The organism is uncultured Clostridium sp., from assembly GCF_900547735.1.
GTDB lineage: Bacteria > Bacillota > Clostridia > Lachnospirales > Lachnospiraceae > Otoolea.
This window is the reverse complement of sequence record NZ_URHZ01000027.1, coordinates 12762-39588: the sequence shown is the minus strand read 5'-3', so window position 1 is coordinate 39588 and position 26827 is coordinate 12762. Positions and strand designations below refer to the sequence as shown.

Annotated in this window: 26 protein-coding genes; 10 read left to right on the top strand and 16 right to left on the bottom strand. The window is 51.3% G+C overall.

Features of this window, described 5'->3' with window-relative positions:
* Positions 1 to 17 precede the first annotated feature (17 nt).
* Positions 18 to 506: a cysteine hydrolase family protein gene (locus tag QZT18_RS10625; protein WP_294147602.1), complete on the top strand. Its 489-nt coding sequence runs from the start codon at positions 18 to 20 to the stop codon at positions 504 to 506.
* Positions 507 to 831: 325 nt separating this feature from the next.
* Entirely contained in the window at positions 832 to 1548 is a 717-nt protein-coding gene (locus tag QZT18_RS10620) for a 3D domain-containing protein (protein WP_294147600.1), read from the top strand.
* A 213-nt stretch (positions 1549 to 1761) separates the two neighbouring features.
* Here the strand turns inward: QZT18_RS10620 and QZT18_RS10615 are convergent, their stop codons facing one another.
* The gene (locus QZT18_RS10615; protein WP_227031906.1) at positions 1762 to 2559 is read right to left on the bottom strand and encodes an N-acetylmuramoyl-L-alanine amidase family protein; all 798 of its coding nucleotides are present in this window, start codon (positions 2557 to 2559) and stop codon (positions 1762 to 1764) included.
* Position 2560: 1 nt separating this feature from the next.
* Positions 2561 to 2719 carry a hypothetical protein gene (locus QZT18_RS10610; protein WP_294147593.1) on the bottom strand — a complete coding sequence of 53 codons (159 nt, stop codon included), beginning with the start codon at positions 2717 to 2719 and terminating at the stop codon, positions 2561 to 2563.
* A gap of 210 nt (positions 2720 to 2929) precedes the next feature.
* On the opposite strand from QZT18_RS10610, the gene QZT18_RS10605 reads away from it, so the two are divergent.
* Positions 2930 to 3541: a hypothetical protein gene (locus QZT18_RS10605; protein WP_294147591.1), complete on the top strand. Its 612-nt coding sequence runs from the start codon at positions 2930 to 2932 to the stop codon at positions 3539 to 3541.
* A gap of 46 nt (positions 3542 to 3587) precedes the next feature.
* On the opposite strand, the gene QZT18_RS10600 is transcribed toward QZT18_RS10605, so the two are convergent.
* Entirely contained in the window at positions 3588 to 4094 is a 507-nt protein-coding gene (locus tag QZT18_RS10600) for a superoxide dismutase family protein (protein ID WP_294147589.1), read from the bottom strand.
* Positions 4095 to 4616: 522 nt separating this feature from the next.
* Here QZT18_RS10600 and QZT18_RS10595 point away from each other — a divergent pair.
* Complete coding sequence (locus QZT18_RS10595; RefSeq protein ID WP_294147587.1) at positions 4617 to 5021, top strand: hypothetical protein; 405 nt, start codon at positions 4617 to 4619, stop codon at positions 5019 to 5021.
* A gap of 92 nt (positions 5022 to 5113) precedes the next feature.
* On the opposite strand, the gene QZT18_RS10590 is transcribed toward QZT18_RS10595, so the two are convergent.
* Positions 5114 to 5707, bottom strand: coding sequence for a nitroreductase family protein (locus QZT18_RS10590; protein WP_294147584.1), 594 nt, complete (start codon positions 5705 to 5707; stop codon positions 5114 to 5116).
* Between the two features lie 395 nt (positions 5708 to 6102).
* Between QZT18_RS10590 and QZT18_RS10585 the strand changes: the two genes are divergently transcribed.
* Positions 6103 to 6474: a BlaI/MecI/CopY family transcriptional regulator gene (locus QZT18_RS10585; protein WP_294147583.1), complete on the top strand. Its 372-nt coding sequence runs from the start codon at positions 6103 to 6105 to the stop codon at positions 6472 to 6474.
* A complete protein-coding gene (locus QZT18_RS10580; protein ID WP_294147581.1) occupies positions 6471 to 8171 on the top strand; it encodes a M56 family metallopeptidase in 1701 nt (566 codons plus the stop codon). The genes QZT18_RS10585 and QZT18_RS10580 overlap by 4 nt, the downstream gene beginning before the upstream one ends.
* A 56-nt stretch (positions 8172 to 8227) precedes the next feature.
* Here the strand turns inward: QZT18_RS10580 and QZT18_RS10575 are convergent, their stop codons facing one another.
* From QZT18_RS10575 to QZT18_RS10530, 10 genes are all read right to left on the bottom strand, one after another.
* A complete protein-coding gene (locus tag QZT18_RS10575) occupies positions 8228 to 9697 on the bottom strand; it encodes an acyl-CoA reductase (protein WP_294147579.1) in 1470 nt (489 codons plus the stop codon).
* A 20-nt stretch (positions 9698 to 9717) separates the two neighbouring features.
* Positions 9718 to 10671 (bottom strand): alpha/beta hydrolase, encoded by a 954-nt coding sequence (locus QZT18_RS10570; protein WP_294147577.1) that lies wholly within the window; start codon positions 10669 to 10671, stop codon positions 9718 to 9720.
* Positions 10672 to 10982: 311 nt separating this feature from the next.
* Positions 10983 to 12116, bottom strand: coding sequence for a hypothetical protein (locus QZT18_RS10565; protein ID WP_294147575.1), 1134 nt, complete (start codon positions 12114 to 12116; stop codon positions 10983 to 10985).
* Between the two features lie 339 nt (positions 12117 to 12455).
* A complete protein-coding gene (locus tag QZT18_RS10560; RefSeq protein WP_227031926.1) occupies positions 12456 to 12599 on the bottom strand; it encodes a hypothetical protein in 144 nt (47 codons plus the stop codon).
* A 231-nt stretch (positions 12600 to 12830) separates the two neighbouring features.
* Complete coding sequence (locus QZT18_RS10555) at positions 12831 to 13727, bottom strand: DMT family transporter (protein ID WP_294147570.1); 897 nt, start codon at positions 13725 to 13727, stop codon at positions 12831 to 12833.
* A gap of 447 nt (positions 13728 to 14174) precedes the next feature.
* The gene (locus QZT18_RS10550) at positions 14175 to 15584 is read right to left on the bottom strand and encodes a DUF6034 family protein (protein ID WP_294147568.1); all 1410 of its coding nucleotides are present in this window, start codon (positions 15582 to 15584) and stop codon (positions 14175 to 14177) included.
* A gap of 158 nt (positions 15585 to 15742) precedes the next feature.
* Positions 15743 to 17194, bottom strand: coding sequence for a cell wall metabolism sensor histidine kinase WalK (locus QZT18_RS10545; RefSeq protein WP_294147565.1), 1452 nt, complete (start codon positions 17192 to 17194; stop codon positions 15743 to 15745).
* A gap of 7 nt (positions 17195 to 17201) precedes the next feature.
* A complete protein-coding gene (locus tag QZT18_RS10540) occupies positions 17202 to 17867 on the bottom strand; it encodes a response regulator transcription factor (protein WP_294147563.1) in 666 nt (221 codons plus the stop codon).
* Positions 17868 to 17913: 46 nt separating this feature from the next.
* Positions 17914 to 20118, bottom strand: a complete 2205-nt coding sequence (locus tag QZT18_RS10535) for a DNA topoisomerase III (RefSeq protein WP_294147561.1) — start codon at positions 20116 to 20118, stop codon at positions 17914 to 17916.
* Positions 20115 to 20984 carry a VanW family protein gene (locus QZT18_RS10530; RefSeq protein ID WP_294147558.1) on the bottom strand — a complete coding sequence of 290 codons (870 nt, stop codon included), beginning with the start codon at positions 20982 to 20984 and terminating at the stop codon, positions 20115 to 20117. The genes QZT18_RS10535 and QZT18_RS10530 overlap by 4 nt, the downstream gene beginning before the upstream one ends.
* A gap of 238 nt (positions 20985 to 21222) precedes the next feature.
* Between QZT18_RS10530 and QZT18_RS10525 the strand changes: the two genes are divergently transcribed.
* Positions 21223 to 21858 carry a class I SAM-dependent methyltransferase gene (locus tag QZT18_RS10525; protein ID WP_294147557.1) on the top strand — a complete coding sequence of 212 codons (636 nt, stop codon included), beginning with the start codon at positions 21223 to 21225 and terminating at the stop codon, positions 21856 to 21858.
* A 2-nt stretch (positions 21859 to 21860) separates the two neighbouring features.
* On the opposite strand, the gene QZT18_RS10520 is transcribed toward QZT18_RS10525, so the two are convergent.
* Positions 21861 to 23087 carry a dicarboxylate/amino acid:cation symporter gene (locus QZT18_RS10520; protein WP_294147556.1) on the bottom strand — a complete coding sequence of 409 codons (1227 nt, stop codon included), beginning with the start codon at positions 23085 to 23087 and terminating at the stop codon, positions 21861 to 21863.
* A gap of 164 nt (positions 23088 to 23251) precedes the next feature.
* Between QZT18_RS10520 and QZT18_RS10515 the strand changes: the two genes are divergently transcribed.
* From QZT18_RS10515 to QZT18_RS10505, 3 genes are all read left to right on the top strand, one after another.
* Complete coding sequence (locus QZT18_RS10515) at positions 23252 to 23914, top strand: TetR/AcrR family transcriptional regulator (RefSeq protein ID WP_294147555.1); 663 nt, start codon at positions 23252 to 23254, stop codon at positions 23912 to 23914.
* Between the two features lie 173 nt (positions 23915 to 24087).
* Positions 24088 to 25371, top strand: coding sequence for an MFS transporter (locus QZT18_RS10510; protein ID WP_294147553.1), 1284 nt, complete (start codon positions 24088 to 24090; stop codon positions 25369 to 25371).
* A gap of 302 nt (positions 25372 to 25673) precedes the next feature.
* Entirely contained in the window at positions 25674 to 25877 is a 204-nt protein-coding gene (locus QZT18_RS10505) for a cold-shock protein (RefSeq protein ID WP_003498636.1), read from the top strand.
* Positions 25878 to 25976: 99 nt separating this feature from the next.
* Here the strand turns inward: QZT18_RS10505 and QZT18_RS10500 are convergent, their stop codons facing one another.
* The gene (locus tag QZT18_RS10500; RefSeq protein ID WP_294147518.1) at positions 25977 to 26804 is read right to left on the bottom strand and encodes a hypothetical protein; all 828 of its coding nucleotides are present in this window, start codon (positions 26802 to 26804) and stop codon (positions 25977 to 25979) included.
* Positions 26805 to 26827 lie beyond the last annotated feature (23 nt).

The following is a 26827-nucleotide window of genomic DNA, read 5'->3' as shown; positions in this document are numbered from 1 at the left end:
GGCAGGCGTTAATCGTTATGGACATGCAGGAAGCCATGTGCGGCCGGAATGGGATTTATCCTGAAAAAGAAGAATTTGTGGAAAAGGTCAATCAAATCATACTGGACGCCCGGCGGCAAAATCAGAAAATCGTGTACGTTCGCCAGGAATTCCACCGTCTCGATTCTGCTTTCTGTTTTCTCGCATTCGGCGGGCGCCTCCTGCAGGGCACAACGGGCGCTTCTCTCTGTCCGGATTTAGAGATTGCAGATGATGCGGTCTTTGTGAAGCATGAACAGGATGCCTTTTCTTCCCGCAGATTCGCCGGATACCTAGACGACAACCGGATCAATGCAGTCACCGTTGTCGGGCTGGACGCTTCGGCCTGTGTTTACAAAACATCGTTGGGGGCGGTCAGCCGCGGCTTCTGTGTGACTGTGATTCAGGACGGCATTATTGGGAAAAATACCGCTGCTAAGAAAAGAGCGGTGCAAAAGCTGTCAAAAGCAGGAATTTCCATTCATTAATCTGTAAAAATCTGCCGCTCTAAGGGTTCTTCTTCGTTCCGGCTCCTTCCTATTGTCGATAAAAAAAGCGTTCACACGGCACAATGCCGCGGGGCGCTTTTTTATCGACAATATGGTGTTTGAAAACAAGCTTTTATTTATATTCCGACAGGCTGATTCCTGCCGAAAAAACCGTCCGGGGACCCGGGCGGTTTTTCACGCGGCTTGACAAATTCTGGAAACTGTGTATAATACAATACTGTTACCTAATTATTACATTTTTGTTAAATCTTGTTACGTTTTTTAATTTTTGTAATCGGGTAACAGAAAGGAGCGTTTATCTGTTATGAAAAAAACGTTTATTCTCAAGTCAATTATACTGATGATAAGTCTCACCATCCTTTATACAACCCCTGCCCTTGCCTCCTCAGGCACCATTGTCGGAAGCGTTGATGTTTTTAACGGAACACAAATTGCCGGCTGGGCTTACGAGGCCGCCTCACCGCTCTCCTCACCGGATATCGTGCTAAAGGTCACGGATGCCCTGACGGGCGAGACGGTGAGCGAGATACCGGCAAAACCGGACTCTACCAGAAACGATCTCGTTTCACGCGTCGGTGAGGACAGCACCCCGGCTTTTACCGCCTCCGTCGATATGAGTGGACTGGCTGACGGAACCTACTCCGCAGCCGCCTATAAGGACGGCCAGAAATTCACCGACTCCGTCTACTATACAAAAGGACAGGGCGCGACAACGGCCGACGGAAAATCCGCACACCTTCTGGGTTCATTCCGCCTGACGGCCTACTGCCCCTGCCGTAGCTGTTCCGAGGGCTGGGGGCGCCACACCAGTTCCGGCGCAATCGCCGTATCCAACCACACGGTGGCCGTGGATCCGAGAGTCGTGCCGATTGGCAGCAAGCTTCTGATTAACGGAACCGTCTACACCGCAGAGGATGTGGGCGGCGGTGTCAAGGGAAAACATGTGGATATTTTCTTTGACTCCCACGCTCAGACCAAGCAGTTCGGTTCTCAGATGGCGGAAGTTTATATTCTAAATTAATTTTACCGGATTCTCTTAGCAGATCGATTTCAGAATTAATCTTACAGAATTAATCTTCATGAATGAATAAAGGAGACATTCGAAATTCCGATGTAACGATACACCGGGACTTCGGATGCCTCCTTTATTTTACTGTCTGTGCGGATTTCCTCCACGTTTTTCGCCGTGTCCGCCGTCCGCTGCCGTCGTCTGTCATTCTGCCGGGTCAATTTCTTATTCTACGTACCATATCACCTGTGCACCGTTATCGAGTGTGTGCCAGCACGCCCCCTCCAGAGGCCCTCCGGCCGTATTGTCGAGGAAATACCAGTCTCCCGGGTCATTCGGTCCGATTACGCTGCTTCCGTTCCATCTCTGCCAGTTAATCAGCATATACCCGTCTTTTCCGAACAGATACCAGTGATGGTTGATTAGCAGCCATTTATTGACGGCGTAGGTTCCATCCGCCTCCACGTAGCGGTACTGTCCGGCCGTATTTTTTTCCCATCCGGGCGTGAGTTCATTGTCTGTGAGCGCCGCCTTGAAATCGTCCCATGTGTGGTCCGTATGGTTATAGACAAATGGGTTGGGGCATATTTTTCCTGTGACGTCATAGTGGCGCACCACCCGGTCGGGCGTGATATTATATTTCTTCATCAGCTGTCTTGTCAGGGCAATGGCCGACCGCACGGTGGCATCCTCAAAATACCAGTCACGGCTGGTGGCGGCCTGGCTGCCCTTGGTTCTTACACACAGCTCAATCCCCAGGCTGTTGGAGTTCCGGCACAGCGGGTGCTTATAGGCGTTGGCGCCGCAGTGCCAGGCAATATTGCGTTCCTCCACCGACTGCCATATTTCACCCGAAAAGCCCACAAAGTAATGGGCGCTGGCTCCGATATACTTACTTGCATAGTATTCGCAATTGGCCTTTGCGCCTCCCGTAGCCCCCACGTAATGAATCACAATGTATTTGATCCGGCTCTCCGTGCCGTTGCTATAGTTATAAGGGGTGAGCAGACGGTTTATCTCCATATCAGACCCCCTCCTTTCTGCCGGAAAAACCCATTTCATCCGCATCAAAGCTCTCCCTGAATTTCCTGAGCTCCATAACCGTCATTTCTTTGATTCTGTCTTCCAGCTTTTCTATCTCGGTCTTTGTCAGTTCTCTCGTATTGACACTCTTCACAATCATAAAATAAAAGCCCTTTTCTTTTAGTTTATGACATTCCGGGACAGACTGTGACGTTTTTGGGCAGAATAGAGATTATAGAAATTTAACAAAAATACTATAAAATTTTTACCCTTGAATTTCCATCTTCTGATATACTACTGTTTCATGTTAAAAAATAAGAGCGGTGTTTTTATACAGAATGTGTGTTTCACCGTTTGGGAGGTCTCTGCTATGCTGCTTAATCTGTTTGCTTATTTCATTATCCCCGCTTACACGCTCCTTTTTGTAAAGGGCTACGGATGGTTTACCACGAATTTCTCCGTGATCGGGAACTATATCCACAGGAGGGATGCTTTTGTCCTGTGGGGCCTCATGGTGGGAAGTTATTTTTTCTATACCCTCCGCTCCATTGTAAAGCATATGGATAAAACGGCTGAGGACGTGCCTTCGCCCGGGACACCCCGCAAACGCCGGACAAAACGGACCCCGCTCATCACGGCAGCTCTTGTCCTTCTCTTTTGCGCCATTACGACGCCTTACCTGCCAGAGGAACTTCCTCTTAAATCGTTTCTTCATATTATATTTGCCTTTTTAGCTGCCGTCCTGCTGCTTGTCTGCCTGATTATCATTATCTGGCATCAGTATCTGATTGAACCGGAACGCTACGGCTCCTGTTTGTATGCGTGGGCCGCCATCGTCGCAGGCTCGGCTTTTCTTCTGATTCTGGTCGGCATCATCAGCAGCGCGCTGGAAATCTATTATACCGTCACCACCGTGATTTTAACCAGAATCCTGCTGGCCCGGATATCGTCTTCCGGGCAGCAGGATTCCGCGGGCCGGTAACGCCGGTTGGCAGCGCCGTCCGGGACACAGAACATGTGTGTTACCGTTACCGTTTCATAATCTCTCCGCAGCCAATCATGGGGCCGGAATTGCCGGACGGCTGGGTCCTGTAATCATCCGGATTGCCGTGGATAATCACGGACCTTCCCATGATATCCTGGATTGTGAATCTCCTGTCATAGAACGAGAGCCATGCATATCCCTGATTGCTGAGAAGGGACGGGAAGTCTCCCGCATGGAACGGATGCATTGTATTTCCCGGATTAAAATGGGATCCGGCATTGGCAAACGGATTTGCCGGCGTACCGGTGCAGTTTCCATTTTCATGTATATGCATTGCATAAAAGTTACTCGGGGACGGCCGTTCCTGATCCGGAAGGCCGAATACTTCGGCTTCTACAAGAACTCCCCCATAGGGCGTCGCATAAAATTTCACCAGCCCGCTGAGAGTCGCATGGGCGGCATCTCCCCTTACCCAGGCAATCGCCTGCGGTTCGTTATCTTCGAGAATATCTGCAAAAGTGTCTCTGGGTGTGTATGAACGATCAGACATAATAAATCCCTCCTTCTTTATGATATGAAGGAGGGATTTGAATGTTCGGGATTGTTGAAAAATGAAGACGCGGGATGAGGGGCGGGGGGATGGGGAGAGGGAGGGTGTGAGTCTTCAGTCCCGGAGGAGGTTTTGGCGGGCGGGGAATACGGAAGAAAGAAATCTGCTGCGGGGACCGCTTCCGCTTATGGAATGCGCAGCGGATGCTAAGGCGCCATAATACGGCGCCCAAGCACCGGCGGATTCCAACGTCCCCTCCGCAGATTTTTTCTTCCTCCTTCCCCACAGGCAGATTATGGCCCGGGACTGAAGACGCGAAGTTTTTTCGCCATCCCGCCCCGCTGCCTGCGGCCGCTTGATTGTCTGCATTTTTCAAAGGGGATAGGGTGTTGCTGCCACTATGTAATACTGAGGCGCAGGCTGATACATGGTGTTGATATGAGGTGTTGATATTAAGTATTGATATTAAGTGTTGATATGAGGCGCTTTTATGGATTGGTAAGGTAGAGGGGATAAGGCTGTATGCTGATTGGGAATTCTGATATTGTTCAGTCTTTTTTTGTTCTGGGAGAATTAATAGCTGAAAAAATACCGTTTTCGGCTCTTTCTGATATTGCTTTATCATCACTGATTAAGAACGTAAAAGCTGTCACAGGCCCCAAAAAATCATCCTTATGCAATGGCCGCGGCCATACTTTCCCCCTTGAAGAAAGGGGACAGATTAGCCTCCGCAGTCCGCGCGGAATGGCGAAAACCTTCGCGTCTTCGGTCCCGGTCAGAACCTTCCCGGTGGGGGTGGAGGAAGAAAAAATCTCCGGAGGGGACGTTGAAGTCCGCCGCTTCTTAGCGAGGTTTCTTACGAGCTTAGAAGCGCTGCGCACTTCATCAGCGGGAGCGGTCCCCGCAGGAGATTTCTTTCTTCCGTAACCTCCACCCACAACACCATACAGCCCGGGACTGAAGACTCATAACCTCCCTCTCACCATTCCCCCCCGGCCGTCCCGGCGGCGTCTCCTGTCTCAATCAACTCTCCACTCGGTTACCTCCTCCACCCCTTTCCTCGGCCTCGCGGCAGGCTGCTCGTCCGCATAACCCAGCGCCAGGGCCGCAAACAGTTCCCCGTCGGCTCCCAGCCAGCGGTTCAGCTCTTCGTAGGCAAAACAGGTGTCACAAATCCACAGGCTGCCCAGTCCCTGCTCTTCCGCCGCCAGAGACATGTTCTCGATGGCAGCTCCGATGGACTGGGCGTTGCACATCTCGTATATGCGCTCCTCCGGTGTCAGTACGGAGTGGATGTCGAGGCCAAGCGTGTTGAGGATGAAAATGACTACAGGAGCCTGCTCCATGATCCGGAGTGTATTTTCCGCTCCACTGATATACTGGGTGCAGCCAGGAAGGAGCGGGGTTTCTTTTTCCCTATGAAGTCCTCTCTCCATGGCGGCGAGCGCCTCTCTTTTTGCAGCCCCCGACGTAACAATAAATTTCCAGGGCTGCCTGTTTTTAGAAGAAGGAGCAAGTGTCCCCGCCTCTATAATCTCTTCTATTATCTGTCTCGGCACGTTCTGGTTTTTATATCTGCGGATGCTGCGTCTGTTGTTTATGGCTGTTATCATCGATTCTTCCAATCCTTTCTGATGTATCTCTGATGTATCTCTTTATTGTGTCTCTTTGTAATATTTCTCTGTTGTATTTCTCTGTTGTATTTCTCTGTTGTGTTTTTCTGATGTGTTTTTCTGTTGTGTTTTTCTGTTGTGTTTTTCTGTTATGTTTTTCTGCCGATATCCTATTTGCCGCCGTGTGAAAAGAAAAAAGCAAGTCTTTATCCGACCCGCCGACCGTTTCATTATACCTTTTGGAACCTCATATGGCAAGGAGCGGAAAGGCGGTGAGTCAAATCCCTTAAAATTCCAAAATAAGACAGATGTAGTATTGACATTCTCTTAAGACTGGAGTAGTATATGAGTATGAGGTACTACTCCAGTCTTATAAGTGAAACGAGGTGAATCGAATGGATATTAAACTGGTAGACAGCGAAATTAAAGTTATGGATGTTCTCTGGAAAGAGGGCGACACGATGGCAAAGCACGTTGCCGATGTGATGAATGAGAGGTACGGCTGGAATGTCAATACTACCTATACCCTGCTGAAGCGGTGTATCAAAAAGGGAGCCGTGGAACGGATCGAGCCAAACTTTGTATGCCGTGCGCTTATTCCGCGGGAACAGGTGCAGGAACAGGAAACCGACGAGCTGCTGCACAAGGTGTTTGACGGCTCTGTTGATAAACTGTTTGCCTCTCTGCTGGGCAGAAAAAATCTGTCTGCGGAGCAGGTTGGAAAGCTGAGACAGATGGTTGAAGAGTTGGGGGGTGATGAATCATGAGTCTGCTGCAAATGAGTTTTTCTGCTGCCGTTATGATTTTGATTATCACGGTTATACGGGCGCTTTTCATCAACCGCCTGCCCAAGGCGACGTTTATTGCCCTGTGGGGTATTGTTCTGATACGGCTGCTGGTTCCATTCTCGCTGCCCTCGCCGCTAAGCATCTATTCCCTTGCCAACCGCCCGGAAGCCGTACACATTCCCGTTGTTCCGGCAGCAGGCATTCCCACTCCGGCAACAATCCACCCATCGGTCATGCCAACCGGCTCCGCCATGCCGGTTCCCGCCTCTGCCGCCGGAATTACTCTGTGGGGATGGCTCTGGATCGTTGGAACGGCTTTGTGCGCTCTCTATTTTGCAATTGCCTACATCAGATGCCGCCGCACTTTTATGACTTCCTTCCCGGCAGAAAATGATTTTACCGTGGAATGGCTGGCATCCCACCGTTGTAACCGGAAACTCTCAATCCGCAGGTCAGACAGCATTACGGCCCCTCTTACCTATGGAATATTCCGCCCCGTTATTCTGATGCCGGCACAAACGGATTGGGCCGACACAAAAAAATTACAGTATATCTTTACCCATGAATATGTGCATATCCGGCGCTTTGACGGGGGAACAAAACTTCTGCTGACCGCAGCCCTGTGCATACACTGGTTCAATCCTCTGGTCTGGGTGATGTATATTTTAGCAAACCGGGACCTTGAGCTCTCCTGTGATGAAAAAGTAGTCCGGATGTTCGGAGAAACCGTAAAATCCGCCTATGCGCTCACGCTGATCGACATGGAGGAACAAAAGAGCGGGCTGACTCCGCTATGCAGCCATTTTAGTAAAAATGCGATTGAAGAAAGAATCGAGGCAATTATGAAAATTAAAAAGATTTCAACTTTTACCATAATTATTGCATGTGCTGTCGTAGCCACTGTTGGAAGCACATTTGCCACTTCCGCCGCCGCTGCGGAGAATGAGCCGTATGATCCTGTTTTCACAAAAGAGCATGTTGTTTTTTCCCCCAATTTCACCTATGCCTACAAATTCCTGCCTGCCCCCGATATCTATGCAAAGTATTCCTCCTATGGTATTTCCATTTCCGACGACGGAAAAACACTGCTTTACAACGGACAGAAGGTAAAACTTTTCGTGGATCCGAATTTTGATCCAGAGTCCTTCTACTATGATGAGGACGGCACCGCCTGCCTTTCTGTCTCACGCAATTCTTCCAATGAGATTACAGGCATAAATTCGATATCGAAAGAGGCCGCAGAAAAGTGCCGCGCCGCATTTTTCGACTTTGACGCCAAAAATGACGACGGCACAAATGAAATCAGAGACGGCATAAAGAATGAAGCTGAAACAAACCAAACGAAATATGGCGAGTATCTACCCTATGGAGTTACCTTTAATGCGGAAAAGGGCGTCATCTACTTCAAGGGACAGCGTGTGAGGGTGCTTGTAGATGAGAGAACAAAAGACGGTTTCTTTTATACGTTCTGGACCGATGAAGCCGGTTCGGTTGATTTATCTGTCGTGAGGGACTCCTCCAACCGGATTGCCCGGATAGAAACCCTTTCAAAAGAAAAGGCGCAGGACTATATTGAATCAGCCCGCCGGCAGGCACAGGATGAACCGGAGGACCTGGAAGACAGGGTAACTAAGCGGGCGGAAAAACGAATCCATGATTTATATCCGGATTCTTGATACCGGCAACAGACACGCCGCAGAGTTCCATACTCTGCGGCTTTGTCTTTGGCGCTTTAGCCCTTGGCACTTTGGCCTTTGGCACTTGCATCCAGCCCGGTTTCTGTTATTTTGTTTTTATACTCTGCAATTCTCGTATACTCTCTAAGTGCAAAGGTTCCGTCATGGGAGCCTGTAATTTCAAATTCACTCATGTTTTCCAGACCGCACAGACTGGTCAGGCCGCACTGTTCAAACAGCCGCCCCAGTTCCCGGCTTTCCGGATACATTCCCACCGTTTGAAGATGGCGTTTGGACGAATAGAGGGCGGTAATAATCTGTTCTCTCGGCAGGGGTTTGACAAGCACGTTGCCGAACTGGCCGGAGACCTCCAGTTTATTGTCGTCCATACAGATGACGCTGCCGCTGCCGGCCCTGTACACACAGCATGATGGCGCCTGCTCCATTTTCCGGCATGCCTGCGTCTTCCCTGACGCCCGGTTTACCTGCGCCTTCCCTGACGCCCGGCTTGCCTGCATCTTCCCTGACGCCCGGTTTACCTGCGTCTTCTCTGACGCCCGGCAGCCCTTCCTGCTAACCCGTTCCAGTCTTCTGGTCATCAGCTCCACCGTGACTTTTCCCTGAATAAAAGGTGAGTTTCCCTCCGTCCCCTCTTCCCGTTTCATTATCTTTGCGAAACGTCTTCCGAACTTCTTTACATCCTCAAAATCAACCGTATTCAGATAAATCACCTGACAGGAACTGCATAGAAGCTGTTTTGTGCTGAAAATATGGCGCGCCAGCGCACCGAGTTTCTCCTCCGGTGCGTCAAGGTCGTCAATGTAGGCGAAACTGAGGCGGTGGCCCCATTCTATCAGCTTTACATTGGCGGGCGCGCTTCTTCTCACCGCCAGGATAGTCTCGTCGGAGCCCCAGACGGCAATGCCCCCGGCCAGCCGCATCATCATTTTCATCGTCTTTTCATCCCCGGAGGGCGTGTCCATCACGTAAATATACTCTTTCAGGACCGGTTCATATTCCGTCAGCTTTTTCAGTATAAAAAGCGACAGTCCGTCATCCCCGGCCGGGAGTTTCAGAATATTGATATTGCCGGCCAAAAGGCCCTCCAATACGCTGTATGCAGGCAGTCCCTCCGCGTTTCCTGCCGCGATATGGAGGAGCACGCCTATCGGAAGGCGGCGGAAACGTTTTCCTTCCGCACTGCTGTCCGGGAACCCGGACAGTTCCAGTTGAAACTTCTTTCTCAGAGAGTCCGCGCGGAACAATTCCGCCATTGCAGCAGACAGGCCGTCGTGAAAGCTCAAAGGTTCCTTCCCCGGCTGACTGCCGCCCGGCTGCAGATACCGTGCAAATTCCCGGTCAAATTTTCCCGACATCGCATCCTCGGCCATCCTTCCGGCCGCGTTTATCACTCTCTCCGGGTCAAGCTTCTCCCCGGAGAGGGTTCTTGTAATCCGTTTGTCCATCAGCCTGATTGCCATTTTGTAATTCACGGAATCAGATATTTTTCCGTTCATAAAAATCATATCGTACCCTCTCGCTATTGTTATCCTTTTCTCAGAAACCAGCTTACGGCCAGATCCATGGCCGCCCTGCATGCATTAGTCTGATCCAGTGCATTCAGCATCACAAAATCATGGATCGTCGCCCTGATGCGCACCGACGTCACATCGACCCCGGCCTGCAAAAGCTTTGATGCATAGGCCTCCCCTTCGTCGCGCAGCACATCCGCCTCCCCGTTAATGATCAGGGCCGGTGGAAGTCCGGCAAGCTGTTCGAGTCCCGCTCTCAGCGGAGACGCCGTAATCTGCGCACGGTCGGCTTCACACCGGGTATACTGGTTCCAGAACCAGATCATTCCATCCCGGTACAGATAGTAGTCCGTTGCAAATTCCCGGTAGGTGCAGGTATCAAAACAGGCATTGGTGACGGGATAAAAAAGAAGCTGTCTTGCAATCCCGGGACCGCACCGGAACTTAGCCATCAGCGTCATGGCGATCGCCATGTTGCCTCCGACGCTGTCTCCCGCAACGCTTAAACGGTCCAGGTTAAACGGTCCTCCCGTCTCCCGGGTAAACGCGGGAAGGGCGCACAGCAGACTGTAACACTGCTCAATGGCTGTGGGATACTTTGCCTCCGGCGACAGGCTGTACTCCGGGAAAACAACGACGGAACCCGTACGCGCCGCCAGCTCCCTGACCAGCTTCTCATGGGTGTGGAAATTTCCGAATACCCAGCCCGCGCCGTGAATGTAAAGGATCGTGTCGGCATCCGGGGAACAATTTTCCGGCCTCACAATGTAAACGCGGATCACGCCCCATCTTCCTGTATTAAAATTCGTCATGCCGACGGAGGCCGGGTACATATAAACGGGGGCATTCTGCGCCTCATCCAGCTTCATCCTGCCCTGCCACGGCGGCAGTTGAAAAATCAGGGGCGGTTTTGAGTTGTCGATGCAGACCTGCAGGGCCGCCTTTTCCAGCGGAATTCTCTTTATCATATCAATATCCTTTGGTGGCTTTACTTCTATTTTATACGGAGCCGCCGGGAAATGCCGCTTGTACCTGCTTTTTTTCTCTCTTTTTTCATCCGGTACCGCGCCGTTTATCATATCGGCGTTGTCATCCACATGGCCGTGTCGGTTTCATGCATGGCCGCGTCGGTTCCCATATGGTCGCGTTGTTTCATGCATGGCCGCGCTATTTCATGCATGGCCGCGCTGTTTCATGCATGGCCGCGCTGTTTCATGCATGGCCGCGCTGTTTCATGCATGGCCGCGCTGTTGCCCATATGGCCGCGTCGGTTTCACCGTCACTCCTCCTGCCGCCAGTACTCCGCAGCTCCGGCGGCACACGTTTTGACGCCTTTTGCCCCGGTCCGCCCAAGCAGCTTGAGGTATGCGCCTTCTATACCGCAGCCACAGTCTTTTCCATCATACAATACACCGATATCGTCGGTCATCACACTCATCAGGGGGAGATCCGAACCGATGGGAGTCATCAGATTTACCAGACCCGCCCGGCCCCTCGGCAGGATCTTCAGGGTTCCCGCGTCCCGGATCAGCACATTGGCATACGCCGGTATATGAAAATGATGGTTCCGGCAGCTACAGTAAAGCACCGGATGTTCGGCTGCACCAAAAAATTCATGGACATGGTTCTCCCCGATGCCGAGCACCTCCCATATCAGGGAATACAGCTCCTCCTTTGGAATCTCATCTCCTGCAAACTGTTTCCATCCTCCGCCCAGCATCACCCTGGATCCGGCAGGAAGTTTACAGCTTATCCGCTCCTCCTTCATTTTTCTGAGCAAAAAGCAGGTATAGGAGGGAAATCCCACAATCCTGACCGGATTCCTTCCCGAAGAGAACGTTACCAGCTTATTGAGAACTCCCTTCAGATTCAGCCTGTATCCTCCATCGGCGCCATTTCTCCCTCTTCTGTATTCCAGGGCATACGTCCGGTCGAGGCCTGGTGCATACCAGGTTGAAAGATAGGCGGTTTTGGAGATTACCGCCTTATTCTCCCTCACCGGCTGATATCCCAGCATAATATAATGAACCGGCCTCAGAGAAAAAAGGCGGTGCACCCGCCCCAGATTGGCAGCCATTGCCGCCAGAAGGCACAGTTCCCCTGGCGTGTACCGGATCCGGCTGACGGAACCTCCCGTGCCGGAGGAAGTCACTAAAATGGCCGGGCCGCGCCTGATTCCTATATGATTTCTTTTAAAATACAGGGTAGGTATGACGGGAAGCTTCCGCAGATCTCCCACGCTTCTCAAGTCCCGCGGGGTGAAACCGGCATCGGCGCAGATGGCGCGGTATTCCGGGGAACGCTTAAGAAAACAGGCTGTCTTCCGTTTCATTGCACGAAAAAAACGTATTCTGTTTTTTTCTCCGCCATAGGGCCGGCGCGTCGCAAACAGCCTTATCAAATCTATATCCATAATCGTCTCCGTTTTTCTTCTGAACCAGTCGTGTATCCACAGTGACCCGTTCTCTTTTTAAAGTCATTATAGCATCGCTGCGGACAGGCTGGCAATACAAAGAACCGGTACCGGAAAGTTCTCGCCAATTGCCCATATCAATCGGAGATCTCCTCAGGCCGTCCGGCAGTCCTGCGAATGCGTCACTGTACACGCGGCGCCCGGTAACCCGAATGGCCCGCGCACATTCCACTGCTTTGCAATACAAAAAAATGAGTTGTCCACCGCCCGGATATCCCGGCAGCGGGCAACTCATTTTTTTAATGATTTCCCTGCATTTATTCATTATTCTGACTACTCCTAATCAGTCCATGCTTTTTTGTACTTGATTTTTCTGTAAAACTTCCAGATAATCAGCGCCGGCAGGCTTATCGTTAATACAGCGGTGGAAAGCCCTCCAATCACCGCGTAAACAATAATAAGTAAAATCGCAACCAGATTCATATATTGTCCCTCCTTCTCTACCTACCTCCATTCTATTCATGTTTTAAAAAAAGGGAAGGGATCCGGACGTTCCTTTGCGGTGTTTTAATGATCCTTTCGCTGTCTTTAAATAAAATAAAGAAATATGAAAGATAGGTTAGCGGAAGGTTAACGGACAGTTGAAACATGGACGGTATTTCTTAACGTAATTATTACGGGAAGTTCCACTGAGGAACGGGCGGCCTTCTCTTCCTATTCCTCAGGCACGTTCCGTTCCTGCCCCCGAAATTTCCCTCCAAAATTGAAAATCAGCACGCCCAAAAGGATAATTCCGCCGCCAATCAGTGTTGCGGAATCGGGGACTTCACCGGCAAGCAGAAAACCCAGAATGCTCGTCAAAAAGGGCGTGATAAACATATAGTTGCTGACCTGAGATATCTGCTTTGCCCTGGCGAACGCCATGGCCCATGAAACATAGGCAATGGCACTGGAACCGATGCCCAAAACCGCAAGATAAAGATACTGGATCGCAGGCGCATGGGAAACCTCACCGATGGAGGCCGGCGCAAAGACCGCCAGCAGGATTGTCCCGACAAAAATGCTGTATGTAGAGGTCTGCAACGCGGTGCAGGTTTCCGTCAGTTTCCGCTGTAACAGATTATAGCCGCTCAATGCCAGCGCCGCAAGAAACAGCCAGAAAAGCCCCGCATTGATGGAAAAGACGCCGTTCATCAATGTCAGTACGGCAACGCCGATAAACTCAACCAGAATCGCCGCCCACTGGAATGCACGCAGTTTTTCCCGATAGATAAACCGGGCCAAAAGCGCGGTAAACACGGGCACCGAAGCGATTACGACACTGCCTGTGGCGGCTGTAACCGTGGCCTGCCCCTGGTTGAAGGCAATCATATACAAAAAGAAACCAATCCCGCCCGCAGCCAGAAACCACGGCAGATCGGCCCTACCCGGCAGCTTCATCTTTGTCAGGACGGCAACCGCAATAAGGGCGCAGGAGGCAATCAAATACCTTAAAAATCCCAGTGAAAAAGCGGTAAAATACTGAAGCGTAAGCCGCGTCAGCACATAGGCCAGCGACCAGAAGAAAATTGTAACTGCTGCATAAGGGTGAAAACTGTCTCTTAATTTCATATTCATTCCTCCGACTTGCAATTCGCAATATCATATTATAACACAAACCATATTCTTCCAGTATAGTAAAAACTCCGTTTTTCCCATTAAAACAGCCAGATGTTACTGTTCTCACCGCATTGCGCTGTGAACAATAACACGCTTCGCGATGCACGGAAATGGCAAAGAACGCCATTGATTGTAATGAAAAGCACGCTTCGCGAACTTTTCATTGCCACTCAACAAAAACTCCGGACAGCCTCCCTAACCATGATAAAAACCATGATTAAGAAGCCGCCCGGAGCGCATATTCTCTGCATATCCTACAAGCCGTTCCAGTCAGAGACCTCCGCGCCACAGCGAAGAGGCCGGAGTGGTGCGCGATAACCTTCCATCGGGACTGAAGACTCACCTCCTCGCCTCACCATTCCGCCGCGATCTCCCCGGCACGTTTCTCATTCCTTCACCTCACTCCCACAAAATCCTTCCGTCATCCGCCCGGATCGAGAGAATAATCCCATCCTGCCGCGTCATTTCCCCGCCGACGCTCTCTATCAGCTCCGCCTCCGCCGCCGTTTCGTGACCGCGTGAGACATTTCCGTAAAAATTCCATACTGGAATCAGTTCCTGCTCCGTCACCTTTTTCCTGTTTTCACGTCCAATGAAGGCATATTCCATCTTTACTTTACTGACATTCACCATGGTCACTGGCTCCGTCCATCCGGCAGACGCCTTTTCGTCTTTCTGGTAGGACTGCAGGCCGCTCTCGCTGTTCCTGCCGTAGGAATCCTTGCAGTACTGCTCGAATAACTCATGGATTGCCTCGAAGGGAAGCAGGAAGGTTCCGTCATTTGCACTGACCTCCAGTTCTTCTTTGCCAATTATTTTGAGGTGAGTCAGGGTTCCGTCTTCATTATATATCACATCGATATAGGGGCCCTCCGAGCTTGCGTTGTCAGGCAGGTCCAGGCTCGGGCAGGTCACCCCGACGCCGTCTATGGACGGGGTAAACGTGATACGGTATTGGAAATTCGATATGCTCTCACCGCCTGCTGTAAAAAACGCTTCCCTCCATCTCGTATCGTAAATTTTATATCCCTTTATGCCCAGTTCCTTGAGCAGTTCTTCTGCCTTTTTCTCAAGTTCTCCGGCCTTGCCAGCCCGTGAAACGGATGCCTCGTCGTCATTCCCATAGACAACCGACGGCTTTTCAGAACGGCGGCCATCATTATATCTTTTGGTCAGCCAGATCAGGGAAATGGGAGGAGGAAAAACATCTGCCCCCGTACGGTAGGTGAGCTGATAATCCGATCCCTCTTCATCTTTCCCCCACGTATTTGTGCTTTCCCCGTATACATCGCCGCTTTTGAGAACCGTGTTCTCCTGTTCGCCGGCTGCCGCGCTGCCGTCACCCGCCGAACCGTTTTCCACGCTGATTGAGGTCTCTTCCTCACTTTCGCTATAGTACAGCGTGTTGACCGTCTCCTCCTCCCAGGTAACTCCCAGCGTTTTTGCCAGAGTCTTTTTTACCTGCTCATACTCCTCTTTTGTATAATTGACGGATTTTGCACTTTTGATCACAGCCTGTTTGAGGTCCGGGACCGTAACCGGGGCGTCGGCCGAGAGTATCATACCCTTTTCTTTTACTTCCGTCTTATAATGTTCCGGCGCCTGCACCTGTTCCGGCACGCTGAGTTCATGGTTTCCGGCGGTCTCGTATTCCACTCCTCCGCTCTCGCCATCCGCGCTCTGCTCCACGGCGGAGGACTCCGTTTTTTCTCCGATTACCTGCTTATCCCCTCCCGTGCCGCAGCCGGTGGCCAAAGCGCAGGCGGCAGCCGTTAACAGGATCAGACAGGACATGTTTTTTCTTTTCACTTTTTCTTCTCTCCTTATCACTTATAACGGTAAATCATCACCCGTAAACAGTGAATTGAACATCCGCCGGACGTCTCACTACCGTTTGATATAGAGATTCTACCTTTTTATGCAGGCAAAGTCCTCATCAAAATGTAAACGTTTTGTAAATACGTTCCTCAGCTCTGCGGCTCACCGCCGGGCTGTAAATTGCAATGGAGGATGACCTGCGTTCCGCATTCTTCCTCCTGAAATCCGTCCGCCTTGTGCCGGCTCTTAATTTCTATCCTCACGCCGTGCAGTGAGGCAATCTTTTCACAGAGAGCCAGCCCCAGCCCGGAGCCGCCCTCATTCCGGCTTCTGGACTTATCCGCCATATAGAACGCTTCCGTCACATGGGACAGATCCCGGGCCGGAATCCCGCAGCCCTCATCCGTGATGACAATTCGGTCATCTCCGGCTTCAATTCTGATTTTTCCTCCCGGCTTCGACGCCTTCACCGCGTTGTGGATCAGATTAAAGAGAAGGGACAAAAACAGCTCCCTGTCCGCCTGAATCAATAGTTCCGTCTCCTGCTCCTTCGTCTTCTCTATCATAAGCTTTTTATCTATCATTAGCTTTTTATCTGTCAGAATCCTTTTCTCTATTACAACTTTTTTGGCGCTCCAGAGCGGTTCCGTCTCCTTTACCGCAGCGTCAATCAGCTCCCATACCCGCAGCGTTTCAAAACGCACTTCCTCATTTTCATATCTGCCGAGGAGGCTCAGCATCTTGGAGGAAAGGTGTTCCAGACGCAGGCCTGCGTCATGGATCTGTTCCAGGGAGCGTTTCTTTTGCTCCTCGGTCAGTTTGACATGCAGCAGGCTGTCCGAGTACCCTATCACCGCCGTCATCGGAGTTTTAATCTCATGGGCCAGCGCCCCCAGAAGCAGCTCCAGATCTTCTACCTGTTTCTCCACTTTTTCCGTCATCTGGTTAAATGCCCCGGCAAATTCTCCGATTTCATCCTGGCTGTTCACCGGCACCCGCTCGCCAAGGCTGCCGTTGCCGATCTTGACGGCGGCTCTCGTCAGCTCCTCCAGCGGTTTCAGCGCCTTATGTGTCATGAAAAGAGCCGCGGCTGCCGTCAGCGCCCAGACTCCTGCGCACAGCAGCGCCAGAACGATTCCCCGGCGTTCTATCTCCTGATAATAGTGGGTAATATTCTGTGCCATCAGCACATCATAGCCCGGAAACTGGCTGATCTCACGCTTCATCAGGAGCACCGCCTTTTTCCCCAGGCGCTGGATTTTGTATGGTCCTTCCAGGGCTCCCGGATCCAAAATCTCAAAATCGGTCAGATTTACAATACACTCCTCCCCCTTTAAAAGGGCATACCCGTCCTTATAACATTTCCTGAACTGGTATTTCAGGTAGGCCTCCGCGGCAATGTCTCCCATGGCCTCAAAATCCTCTCTGGTCCCTATTTCCGAAAAGGCGTAGGAAATGGAGTCCATCTGCCTGTCGTAGTTGTCCACGGCCACGGAAATGCTCTGGGAACGCATCTGCCAGAACGCCAGAAGGCTGACGGCCAAAAAGGCCGCCGCCAGGCTGGCGGAAAGAATCACAATCAGTTTTTTCGTTAGTTTCATACGGCAGTTAAACCTCCAGGCGGTATCCCAGTTTCGGTATGGTCTGTATTCTCGACGCCGCCTTAAGCTTCTTTCTTAAACTGGCGACATGGACGTCCACGGTCCTTGTCTCTCCCCCATAGTCGCCGCCCCATATCTTATCGAGCAGCTGGTTTCTTGTAAAGGCAACATTCCGGTTGCGGCAGAGAAACAGGAACAGATCATATTCCATCGGCTTTAACTGGATTTCCTCACCGTCCTCATAAATCTTGTGTCCCGCCAAATCGATCCGGCAGCCGTCAAGCTCTACCGTGCTTTTCAGTTTTCTCCTCCGCTTTAGGACATTCTCCACCCTGGCGAATAATTCCATCATTTCAAACGGTTTGACGATATAGTCCTCCGCACCCAGACGCAGCCCCTTGACCTTCGACGCCACGTCTGCTTTTGCCGTCAGGAAAATGCAGGGAATCTCCTTTCCGTTCAGCCCTTCAATCAGATCAAAGCCGTCCGGTCCTGGCAGCATCACATCCACCAGCGCCAGGTCGTATTCTCCCCGATCTTCCCGGATTTTCCGCTCCGCCTCCGTGCCGTCGCAGGCCGTCTCCGTCTCATATCCGACCGCCTCCAGGTTCATGCAGAGCAGTTCCCTGATTGCGGCCTCATCTTCTATAATGAGGATCTTATTTTTCTCCATGTCTCCCCCTGTATCCGTCGTAATTTTATGTTCCCGCCGCTTATCATCAGTCGTCCAGCTTAAGTCCCTTAAAAGCCTCCGCAAACGCATTGTTGAGCGGCGCCTCCACCTCTTTTTTCTGCTGGTTCAGGTATTTTGCCACGTCTTTTTTCGATACTCCGGCCCCCTCTTTTTTCCTGCGTTCCTGGAAGGCGGACAGTTTCTCTTTATATCCGCAGCGGCAGACAAAAATCTGCCCATCCCCTTTTCCGCGCAGTTCCAGTTTCTTATGGCAGACCGGGCATCTGGCATTGGACGTCCGGGAAACGGTCTCCCTGTGGCCGCACTCACGGTCCTGGCAGACTAACATTTCACTGTTCTTTCCTTTTACAGAGAGCATCCTTTTTCCGCATACGGGGCACTTTGTATTCGTCAGGTTGTCGTGGCGGAAGTTTCCCTCCCCGGCCTTAATCTGTTCAATCAGCTCACCCGAATACTCCCTGATTTCTCTCATAAACGCATCGCGCTTTAAACTGCCCTTCGCCATCTTTGAAAGCTTCATCTCCCATTCGGCCGTCAGTTCCGGTTTTTTTAAATCCTCCGGAACCAGATTCAGAAGCTGCCTGGCCTTGGAGGTGAGATAAATATCTTTCCCGCGTTTTTCCAGAAGAAAGCTTGAAAAGAGTTTTTCGATAATATCGGCCCGTGTCGCAACCGTCCCAAGTCCGCCCGTCTCGCCCAGTGTCTTCACCATCTCACGATCCTTCGACTCCATGTAGGCCGCCGGATTTTCCATTGCCGAAAGCAGGGTGGCCTCATTGAACGGGGCCGGAGCTTTCGTTTTTCCTTCCGTCAGTTGGAACGCAAGACCGCTCAGCACATCGCCCTTCCTGATATCCGGCAGTTTCTGGGTTTTGATCTCCTGCCCGTCCTCATCCGGATCTTCTTCCTGCTTCTCGTTCTCATAGACCTCATGCCAGCCCGGTGTCTTCACGATCTCTCCTCTGGCCGTGAACCGCTCCCCGCCTGCCTTTACGGTCAGGGAAGTCTGTTCATATTCAAACGGAGGATACAAAACGGCCAGGAAACGGCGGACCACCAGATCATAGATACGCCGTTCATCCACGGTCATATGATCCAGCTGCACGTATTGCTCGGTCGGGATGATGGCGTGGTGATCCGACACCTTGCCGTCATCTACGAAAAACAGCTTTTCCGGCAGGGCGCGCCCCTGAAGGCGGCCGGCCAGTGTCTTATAAGGCCCGGTGCCGCAGGCCTTTAACCGTTCTTTCAGGGTCGGCACAATGTCGGCGCTCAAATATCTGGAATCCGTTCTCGGATACGTCAGGACTTTATGGTTTTCATACAGCCGCTGCATGATGTTTAACGTCTCCTTGGCCGAATAATTAAACCGTTTGTTCGCATCCCGCTGAAGCTCCGTGAGATCGTAGAGAAGCGGCGCCAATGTCTTCTTCGGCGTGCGCTTTACCTCCTCCACTCTTCCCTTTTCCCCCTGCAGGGAGGAGAGAATCCCTTCCATCCTGTTTTTGTCGAAGGAACGGGCGCTTCCCGATTTTTCATCCTGCCACGTCAGGGTCAGGGAAGGTTCCTGGCACTTTGCACGGATGCCGAAATAAGGCTGCGGGACAAATTTCTTTATCTCCTCCTCGCGCGCTGCAATCATGGCAAGGGTCGGAGTCTGTACACGGCCGCAGGATAACTGGGCGTTGTATTTGCAGGTCAACGCCCTGGTCGCGTTGATTCCCACCATCCAGTCCGCCTCGGCGCGGCACATGGCGGCATCGTAGAGGTTGTCGTATTCCCTTCCGTCCTTCAGATGGGCAAATCCCTCCCGGATCGCCTTATCCGTGACCGATGAAATCCACAGTCTCCGGACGGGTTTCCTGCTGCCGGCCTTTTTAAGGATCAGGCGGGCCACGAGTTCTCCCTCCCGCCCCGCATCCGTGGCTATGATGACGTCTCCCACATCATTCCTGTAAAGCTGCGTTTTCACCGCGTTGTACTGTTTCGCCGTCTGCTTTATGACCTCCAGCTTAAAGGTATCCGGCAGCATCGGCAGATCTTCCATCTTCCATTCCTTATACTTGGGACTGTAGTCCTCCGGATCGGCCAGCGTGACGAGATGGCCCAGTCCCCATGTTACAATATATTCCTGGCCTTCGATGGCCCCGTTCTGCGCTTTCCCGCATTTCAGGACACGTGCTATGTCGCGGGCCACCGACGGTTTCTCTGCTATTACTAATGATTTCATCTGTTAAGTTCTCCTCTGCTTCCCGGTTCTTCACCGTCATTTCCTTCTCCGATAAAAGGGGCGTACATCATAATGGCATGATTACTCAAAATAAATTCTTCCCCTATCAGGTTATCTTCCTCAAACGTAAGGCGGTACAGTTCGTTATGGCGGCTGTATCCGCCCCAGAATTCGCTTTTCATCAGGTGGTTTCTCTCCACGATTTCATACCGCAGCGCGGACGGGACACCGGCCCTTAGCTCTCCGTACAGATATTCGCCGTCCAGCCACGTCCGGAACTGAATATCCTGCCCGGTGTCATTTCGTATCATCAGATCAATATGGGGATAGGAGCAGGTGGCTCCGCTTCCGAACGGCTGCTTCCTGTTGGAATCGGGAAATACGTCGTATCCGTGGCGGTGCCGCTCTACGATGGTCAGGGGTGAATGGAGCGCCATCCAGAAAATCAGATTGGATAGCTGGCACAGGCCTCCCCCCGTCCCGGCCGCCACCCGGCCGTTTTTCAGGATCATGCCGTCCAGATATCCCTTTTTACGTGTGGGTTTCCCTATCAGTTTCCAGTAGCTGAATACTTCGCCGGGGTGAATCACAATTCCGTTGATCTTTTCCGAAGCCAGCTTTAAGTTCGTGATTTTATTATACTGATACTGCATATCCAGCCCCTGCAGCTTGCGGAGCAGAGGCGTCCTGTGCCCAAACCAGACGAAAGCAAGCGGTTTTCTCCGCTTCCCGGCAAACCGGCCGCTCATGGCCAGCCACGTCATTCTGCGCAGAAAACCGTAATAGATCATCCCGCATCTGGAACGCAGCGCGGAACGGCTGACCGGTTTTTGTATCGGGGTGCTGCTCTTTTCTGATAACGGCATAGATATCCTCCTCTTCTCAAACGACACGGACGGTATATCATTTATTCTAACATGGGCGATTGCTTCTGACAACTGCGCCATATATTTCCTTATATCGCTACAACCTTGTAATTTATGGCGTCTTATGCTATGATTTTTGTTAGTAGGAACTAACTCTTAAATTCACGACGGTAACCGACGCTCTACGCTGCGCATACGGAATATCGTTTTGCCAGACTATCCGGCAGGAGGCATACCGATGAAACATCACAACAATAAACAGTACTGGAAAAACATGTCGCGGTTCTACACCTTTTTCGCAAGGAGCCATTCCGCGCTGTACCGGAGTATCTGCAGCCGCATCGCTCCGTACCTGACAAGGGATATGAACGTACTGGAGGTGGCCTGCGGCACGGGTCAGCTCTCCTTTCCGCTCTCCTGCCGCGTGCGCCTTTGGGAGGCCACCGACTTCTCGGAGCAGATGATTGAGCGCGCAAAAAAGCAGGCGGGTTCTTCCCGCCTGCACTTTACCGTACAGGATGCAAATTCTCTGCCCTATGCGCCCCAGACATTCGACGCTGCCGTCATCTCCAACGCCCTCCATATCATGCCCCACCCGGAACGGGCTCTCTCCGAGATACACCGCGTACTGAAGCCGGACGGGCTGCTGTTTGCCCCCACCTTCATTCACGGCGGGAAAACACGCTCCCGCTTCGGGATGCATCTGGTAAACATAACCGGCTTCCAGTCTTACCACAAGTGGGATGAACAGGAATTTATAAAGTTTCTGTCAGGACACGGATTTACCGTGACGGAGCACGCCGTGCTGGACGGAGGCCCCGCGCCGGTCTGTTTTGCCGCGGCAAAGAAAAAGACGGCTCATCCTTTCAATTGATTTCATCCCGCCCTGCGCGCTTCCTTCTTCTCTTCCAGTCTGGATACAATCAGGGCACAGGCTGCGTCGCCCGTAATATTGACAGTTGTCCTGCCCATGTCAAAAATCCGGTCAATACCGGCCACAAGGGCAATTCCCTCGATCGGGAGGTTAACGCTCTGAAGCACCATTGCCAGCATTATCATACCGGCGCCCGGAACTCCCGCGGTGCCGATTGACGCCAGCGTGGCGGTCAGGATAATCGTAAGCTGCTGTCCCAGAGTCAGATCCACCTTAAAACAGGCTGCGATAAAGATTGCGCATACACCCTGGTAAATCGCGGTTCCGTCCATGTTTATCGTGGCGCCTAACGGAAGCACAAAGCTGGCCACGTCTCTCCTTCCTCCCATCTTCTCCACACATTCCAGATTCAGAGGCAGCGTCCCCACCGAGGAGGCACTGGAAAAAGCCATGATCATTGCGGGCGCCATGCCGCTGAAAAAGCGGATCGGACTCATTTTACCGAGCATACTCACCGTTGCGGAATATACCACCACCATGTGAATGATGTATCCGGCATAGGCCACCAGAAGGACAGCCAGCAGGTTTCCCAGTATGTTGGGGCCGTTCTCCGCCACCACGGGAGTGATCAGGCAGAATACGCCGATGGGGCTGAATTTGATGATCGTTTCCATAATCACCATCGAAACGGTATTGGCGCTCTCCACAAAATCGGCAAACGGTTTTCCCTTTTCCCCCACCGAGATGACGCCGAAGCCAAAGAACAGGGCAATCACAATGACCTGGAGCATGTTTGCCTCCGACATGGGTCCTATGATATTGCTAGGGAAAATATTAACCAGAGTTTCGATGAAGCTTGGCGCCTCTTTCGCGGTATACTCAAGCTCCGTCACGGCAAGCGCTTTAAAGCTTCCCTTGAACAGGTTGGCAAGCACCAGGCCAATCACTACCGCAACTGCCGTCGTGCACATGTAATAGACGATCGTCTTGACTCCGATACTGCCCACCTTGCGTATGTCTTTCATGGAGATCACGCCGGACATGATGGAGAAAAGAACAATCGGAACGACAATAAATTTGACAAGATTCAGGAACAGCGTACCAAAGGGCTTGATGTATTTTACCGCAATCTCGGGCGTCTTCATCAACCCGATACCCGCTAAAATACCTAACAGAAGACCTGTGAAAATCCAGAAAGCCAGCGGTAACTTTTTCTTTTCATTTGCCATAAACACTTCCCCCTATTTTGTTTTCTTAAATCAACAGTTGCGTTTCCTCTATTGTACCTTAAAAAATACAATTGTGCAATTTTATCATTTATTTAACATAGTTGACATTATCAGAATATTGTGATATTGTTTTTACAAACCAACGGTCGGTATGGAGGGATATCATGGCACGCAACAAACACCCGGAAGAAACCGTGAAACTGATTTTAGACACGGCGGCAGAACTGTTTATTAAAAATGGCTACGATGAGACATCGCTGCAGGACATCATGGACGTGACAAAACTGTCCAAAGGAGCCATCTATCACCATTTCGCATCCAAGGAAGAAATTTTCATACGCATCGTCAACCAGCTCGGCGAAAGAAACGAAAGAATCCTCGGCAGAGTGCGCGACGACGGCACGCTGAACGGACGGGAGAAGTTGAAAAAGCTATTCCGAACCGCCCTGCTTGTACTGGACCAGCAGAAGGCCATCACGATGATTCCCTATCTTCTGGACAGTCCCCGGTTCCTTGCCCTGCAGATACGCAATCTGTATGACGAGGTCGTTCCTTTCTATATTGAGCCAATCCTTAAAGAGGGAGTGGCCGACGGCTCCATCCAGACAGACCATCCCCAGGCTTTGGCGGAAGCCATCATGATTCTCTCGAATGTCTGGCTGCACCCCATACTCATGCCGACCTCACCGGAGGCGGTGAGGTCGCGCTGTGAGGTTTTCAACCAGCTTCTGAAAGGAATGGGAATCGGCGATCTGCTGGATGAAGAATTGACGGATGCCTATGTTTCTTACAGCGTACTGATAAACAGACACGAAGCGCAGGAGTAGCCGCCGCAAAAGAATAACCGCGCGCTTCTGCTATCGGGCACCCGCTCTTCCGCCCTCACTGCAAACTGCCTTTAACGGGCAGTTTTATTTAGACGTTATACATACCGACGGTCGGTTTTAATATGTTTTGTAACTGCATCAATCATATCAGCATAAAAAGGAGTTAAGCACCTATGAATGACAAAAAACTGCCCCTGTTTCTCCGCGACTTCACCCTTGTGGTCATTGGCCAGATTATATCCCTGTTCGGCAATGCCATTCTCCGTTTTGCCCTGCCGCTTTATTTACTCAGGGAAACCGGATCTTCCTCCCTGTTCGGGGCGGTAACCGCCTGTTCCTTTATTCCGATGATCCTTCTCTCCCTGGCGGGCGGTGTATTCGCGGACCGGATGAACAAGCGCAATATCATGGTAATCCTGGACTTCTCGACCGCCCTCCTCATTACCGTCTTTTACCTGATGCTCGGAAAACTCCCCGTCGTCCCGCTCATGATCGTCTGCCTGATGGCCCTTTACGGCATCTCCGGCGCTTACCAGCCCGCCGTCCAGGCCAGTATCCCCCTCCTGGTCCTGCCGGGACAGATTATGCAGGCCAATGCAGTCATCAACATGGTCAGCACGCTGGCCGGACTTCTCGGCCCTGTCATCGGAGGAATTTTATTCGGCACCTGGGGACTCTTCCCCATCCTTTCAATCAGCATCCTCTGTTTTATCTCTTCGGCCGTCATGGAAATCTTTATCCGGATTCCACACGAGAAACGGGAAACCGAGGCAGGAATTTTTTCCGTCGTTAAAAGCGATTTGAAGGAAAGTTTTCTTTATATAAGAAATGAAAAACCGGTTTTACTCTCCGTAGTCACGGTTTTAGCACTGTTTAACCTGGTTCTCTCCGCATCTATGATCGTGGGAATACCCGTGATTATCGTCAATATTCTCAAAATGAGTGACGCCGCCCTCGGCTTTACCCAGGGCGCCCTTGGTTTCGGAGGACTGGCCGGAGGGGTGCTCGGAGGAATTTTCTCCGAACGCCTGAAACTCAGGAACTGCCATCTGCTGCTGGCCGTCTGTTCTTTTGCGGCAGCCTGTATGGGAATCTCGCTTCTGCCCTTTTTCTCCCCGATGGCGGGCTATCTGACCATTACCGTGATGAGCTTTATCGCGATGGCCGCCTCGACCGTATTTCTGATCCAGATATGTTCCGCCGTGCAGCTTCAGTCGCCTCCCCATCTCCTGGGCAAGATTATGGCCGCCCTGATGGCCGTCTCCGGCTGTTCGCAGCCCTTAGGCCAGGCTCTGTACGGAATTCTTTTCGACCGCTTTGCAGAGGTATCCTTCCTTGTGCTGTTCGGCTCGGCGGCGGTGTCGCTCGTCATTTCGCTCTATTCCAGGAATATTTTTCTCAGAATGGAACTCGATGAAAGCCGGAGCCTGCAGTCCTGTCAGGCACAAAATCTATAACACATCAGGATAGCATCCCCCGGGCGGAATTACCCGCCTGAGGAGGACCGTTTCAGCGGCATAAATCCCTCCTTCCGCGGGGCTTTCCGGCCTATTTTCACCAAAACTGAAAAAAAGTGAATAAAATGTAATTTAAACCGCTTATAAATCTTGACAAACCCGATTTTGCGTGCTATATTGAATGAGTATTTTTCATAAAGCTTAGATTTCACATATTTGTTGTAAATCGGTTTGTTGATTTACAGGGATATGTGAATTTTGTTTTATAAAGAAATATAATATTTTAACAGGAGGTATCTTTCATGAATAAAGGTACAGTAAAATGGTTTAACTCTCAGAAGGGATATGGCTTCATCAGCGATGAGCAGGGCAACGATATTTTCGTTCACTTTTCCGGACTTGCAATGGACGGTTACAAAACATTAGAAGACGGCCAGTCCGTATCCTTCGAAGTTACTGAAGGCGCTCGTGGATTACAGGCAGTTAACGTTACAGTTAACAACTAATTTCTGCATGATGCAAAGACGATATAAGGCGCTCTGTGTTCCTTATGACGTTCACAATAAAAAGGGATGAAATCAGCCGAATGATTTCATCCCTTTTTATTATCTTCCGATATCACCTCCGGACCGGTATGTCCTGTCCTCAATCACTTCGTTTCCCGCACTGATTTGAATTCTGCACATCCTGTCATTATCCTCTAAGGATGCGAAGGCCCTTCCGTTAAACAGGTACCAGATATCGGCGCGGCTGCCCGCCAGCAGGACCAGTACCTTTCCCCTTTCCATCTCACATAACAGGCAGGACGGCTTTACCGCCTTTTTCTTTTTCAGGAATCCGGAAGGCCGGAAGCTGCGCCACTCCCACCTTAAGCCGTAGTTTCCGAACCGGTATGCATCCTTGCCGTAATTATACAGAGCCAGCTCTTCCTGCTTCAGACGGCGCGGCATCACATCCCCCTCCGCCGCTCTGTGACAGTCAAATTCGTCGGGACGGCAGGCCAGCCAGTTCAGGAACGGAAGGAACAGCGCTTTCGCCACGCGGTTATAATAAAGCTCCGTCTTTTTGTTTACTCCCCGGACAGGCCGGTAAACGGTGATACATCCCTTCAGCAAATCCTCGGTGCTGCAAAAGCAGGACACGTCGTCCCGTTTGATGACGGACTTTTCAATCCGTCCATCCTCCCGGCGTTCCAGTACCATCAGCTCTTCTTCCAGATACGCCAGCATGTACTCATTGATTCCGGGCTGATACCAGGGACGCGGCACAAAAAGCACATGCTCCGGAGTGATTCCTCTCCGAAACCACGGTTCCAGATGCCTCCGGTACTCCGGCAGCGCCTCTTTCGCCTCCCATACCTGCCTTGGAAAATTGGCGGCGGTGGGGTCCTTATCCACCTCTGTCCGTTCCAGAAAACGTCCGAAATTCATCACTTCTGCGCCACCTCCCGTTTCGT

Excerpts from the sequence above, each read along its gene's own strand:
- QZT18_RS10625 (WP_294147602.1), top strand. The coding sequence starts at position 18 with ATGGACATGCAGGAAGCCATGTGCGGCCGGAATGGGATTTATCCTGAA.
- QZT18_RS10620 (WP_294147600.1), top strand. The coding sequence starts at position 832 with ATGAAAAAAACGTTTATTCTCAAGTCAATTATACTGATGATAAGTCTC.
- QZT18_RS10615 (WP_227031906.1), bottom strand. The coding sequence starts at position 2,559 with ATGGAGATAAACCGTCTGCTCACCCCTTATAACTATAGCAACGGCACG.
- QZT18_RS10610 (WP_294147593.1), bottom strand. The coding sequence starts at position 2,719 with ATGATTGTGAAGAGTGTCAATACGAGAGAACTGACAAAGACCGAGATA.
- QZT18_RS10605 (WP_294147591.1), top strand. The coding sequence starts at position 2,930 with ATGCTGCTTAATCTGTTTGCTTATTTCATTATCCCCGCTTACACGCTC.
- QZT18_RS10600 (WP_294147589.1), bottom strand. The coding sequence starts at position 4,094 with ATGTCTGATCGTTCATACACACCCAGAGACACTTTTGCAGATATTCTC.
- QZT18_RS10595 (WP_294147587.1), top strand. The coding sequence starts at position 4,617 with ATGCTGATTGGGAATTCTGATATTGTTCAGTCTTTTTTTGTTCTGGGA.
- QZT18_RS10590 (WP_294147584.1), bottom strand. The coding sequence starts at position 5,707 with ATGATAACAGCCATAAACAACAGACGCAGCATCCGCAGATATAAAAAC.
- QZT18_RS10585 (WP_294147583.1), top strand. The coding sequence starts at position 6,103 with ATGGATATTAAACTGGTAGACAGCGAAATTAAAGTTATGGATGTTCTC.
- QZT18_RS10580 (WP_294147581.1), top strand. The coding sequence starts at position 6,471 with ATGAGTCTGCTGCAAATGAGTTTTTCTGCTGCCGTTATGATTTTGATT.
- QZT18_RS10575 (WP_294147579.1), bottom strand. The coding sequence starts at position 9,697 with ATGATTTTTATGAACGGAAAAATATCTGATTCCGTGAATTACAAAATG.
- QZT18_RS10570 (WP_294147577.1), bottom strand. The coding sequence starts at position 10,671 with ATGATAAAGAGAATTCCGCTGGAAAAGGCGGCCCTGCAGGTCTGCATC.
- QZT18_RS10565 (WP_294147575.1), bottom strand. The coding sequence starts at position 12,116 with ATGGATATAGATTTGATAAGGCTGTTTGCGACGCGCCGGCCCTATGGC.
- QZT18_RS10560 (WP_227031926.1), bottom strand. The coding sequence starts at position 12,599 with ATGAATCTGGTTGCGATTTTACTTATTATTGTTTACGCGGTGATTGGA.
- QZT18_RS10555 (WP_294147570.1), bottom strand. The coding sequence starts at position 13,727 with ATGAAATTAAGAGACAGTTTTCACCCTTATGCAGCAGTTACAATTTTC.
- QZT18_RS10545 (WP_294147565.1), bottom strand. The coding sequence starts at position 17,194 with ATGAAACTAACGAAAAAACTGATTGTGATTCTTTCCGCCAGCCTGGCG.
- QZT18_RS10540 (WP_294147563.1), bottom strand. The coding sequence starts at position 17,867 with ATGGAGAAAAATAAGATCCTCATTATAGAAGATGAGGCCGCAATCAGG.
- QZT18_RS10535 (WP_294147561.1), bottom strand. The coding sequence starts at position 20,118 with ATGAAATCATTAGTAATAGCAGAGAAACCGTCGGTGGCCCGCGACATA.
- QZT18_RS10530 (WP_294147558.1), bottom strand. The coding sequence starts at position 20,984 with ATGCCGTTATCAGAAAAGAGCAGCACCCCGATACAAAAACCGGTCAGC.
- QZT18_RS10525 (WP_294147557.1), top strand. The coding sequence starts at position 21,223 with ATGAAACATCACAACAATAAACAGTACTGGAAAAACATGTCGCGGTTC.
- QZT18_RS10520 (WP_294147556.1), bottom strand. The coding sequence starts at position 23,087 with ATGGCAAATGAAAAGAAAAAGTTACCGCTGGCTTTCTGGATTTTCACA.
- QZT18_RS10515 (WP_294147555.1), top strand. The coding sequence starts at position 23,252 with ATGGCACGCAACAAACACCCGGAAGAAACCGTGAAACTGATTTTAGAC.
- QZT18_RS10510 (WP_294147553.1), top strand. The coding sequence starts at position 24,088 with ATGAATGACAAAAAACTGCCCCTGTTTCTCCGCGACTTCACCCTTGTG.
- QZT18_RS10505 (WP_003498636.1), top strand. The coding sequence starts at position 25,674 with ATGAATAAAGGTACAGTAAAATGGTTTAACTCTCAGAAGGGATATGGC.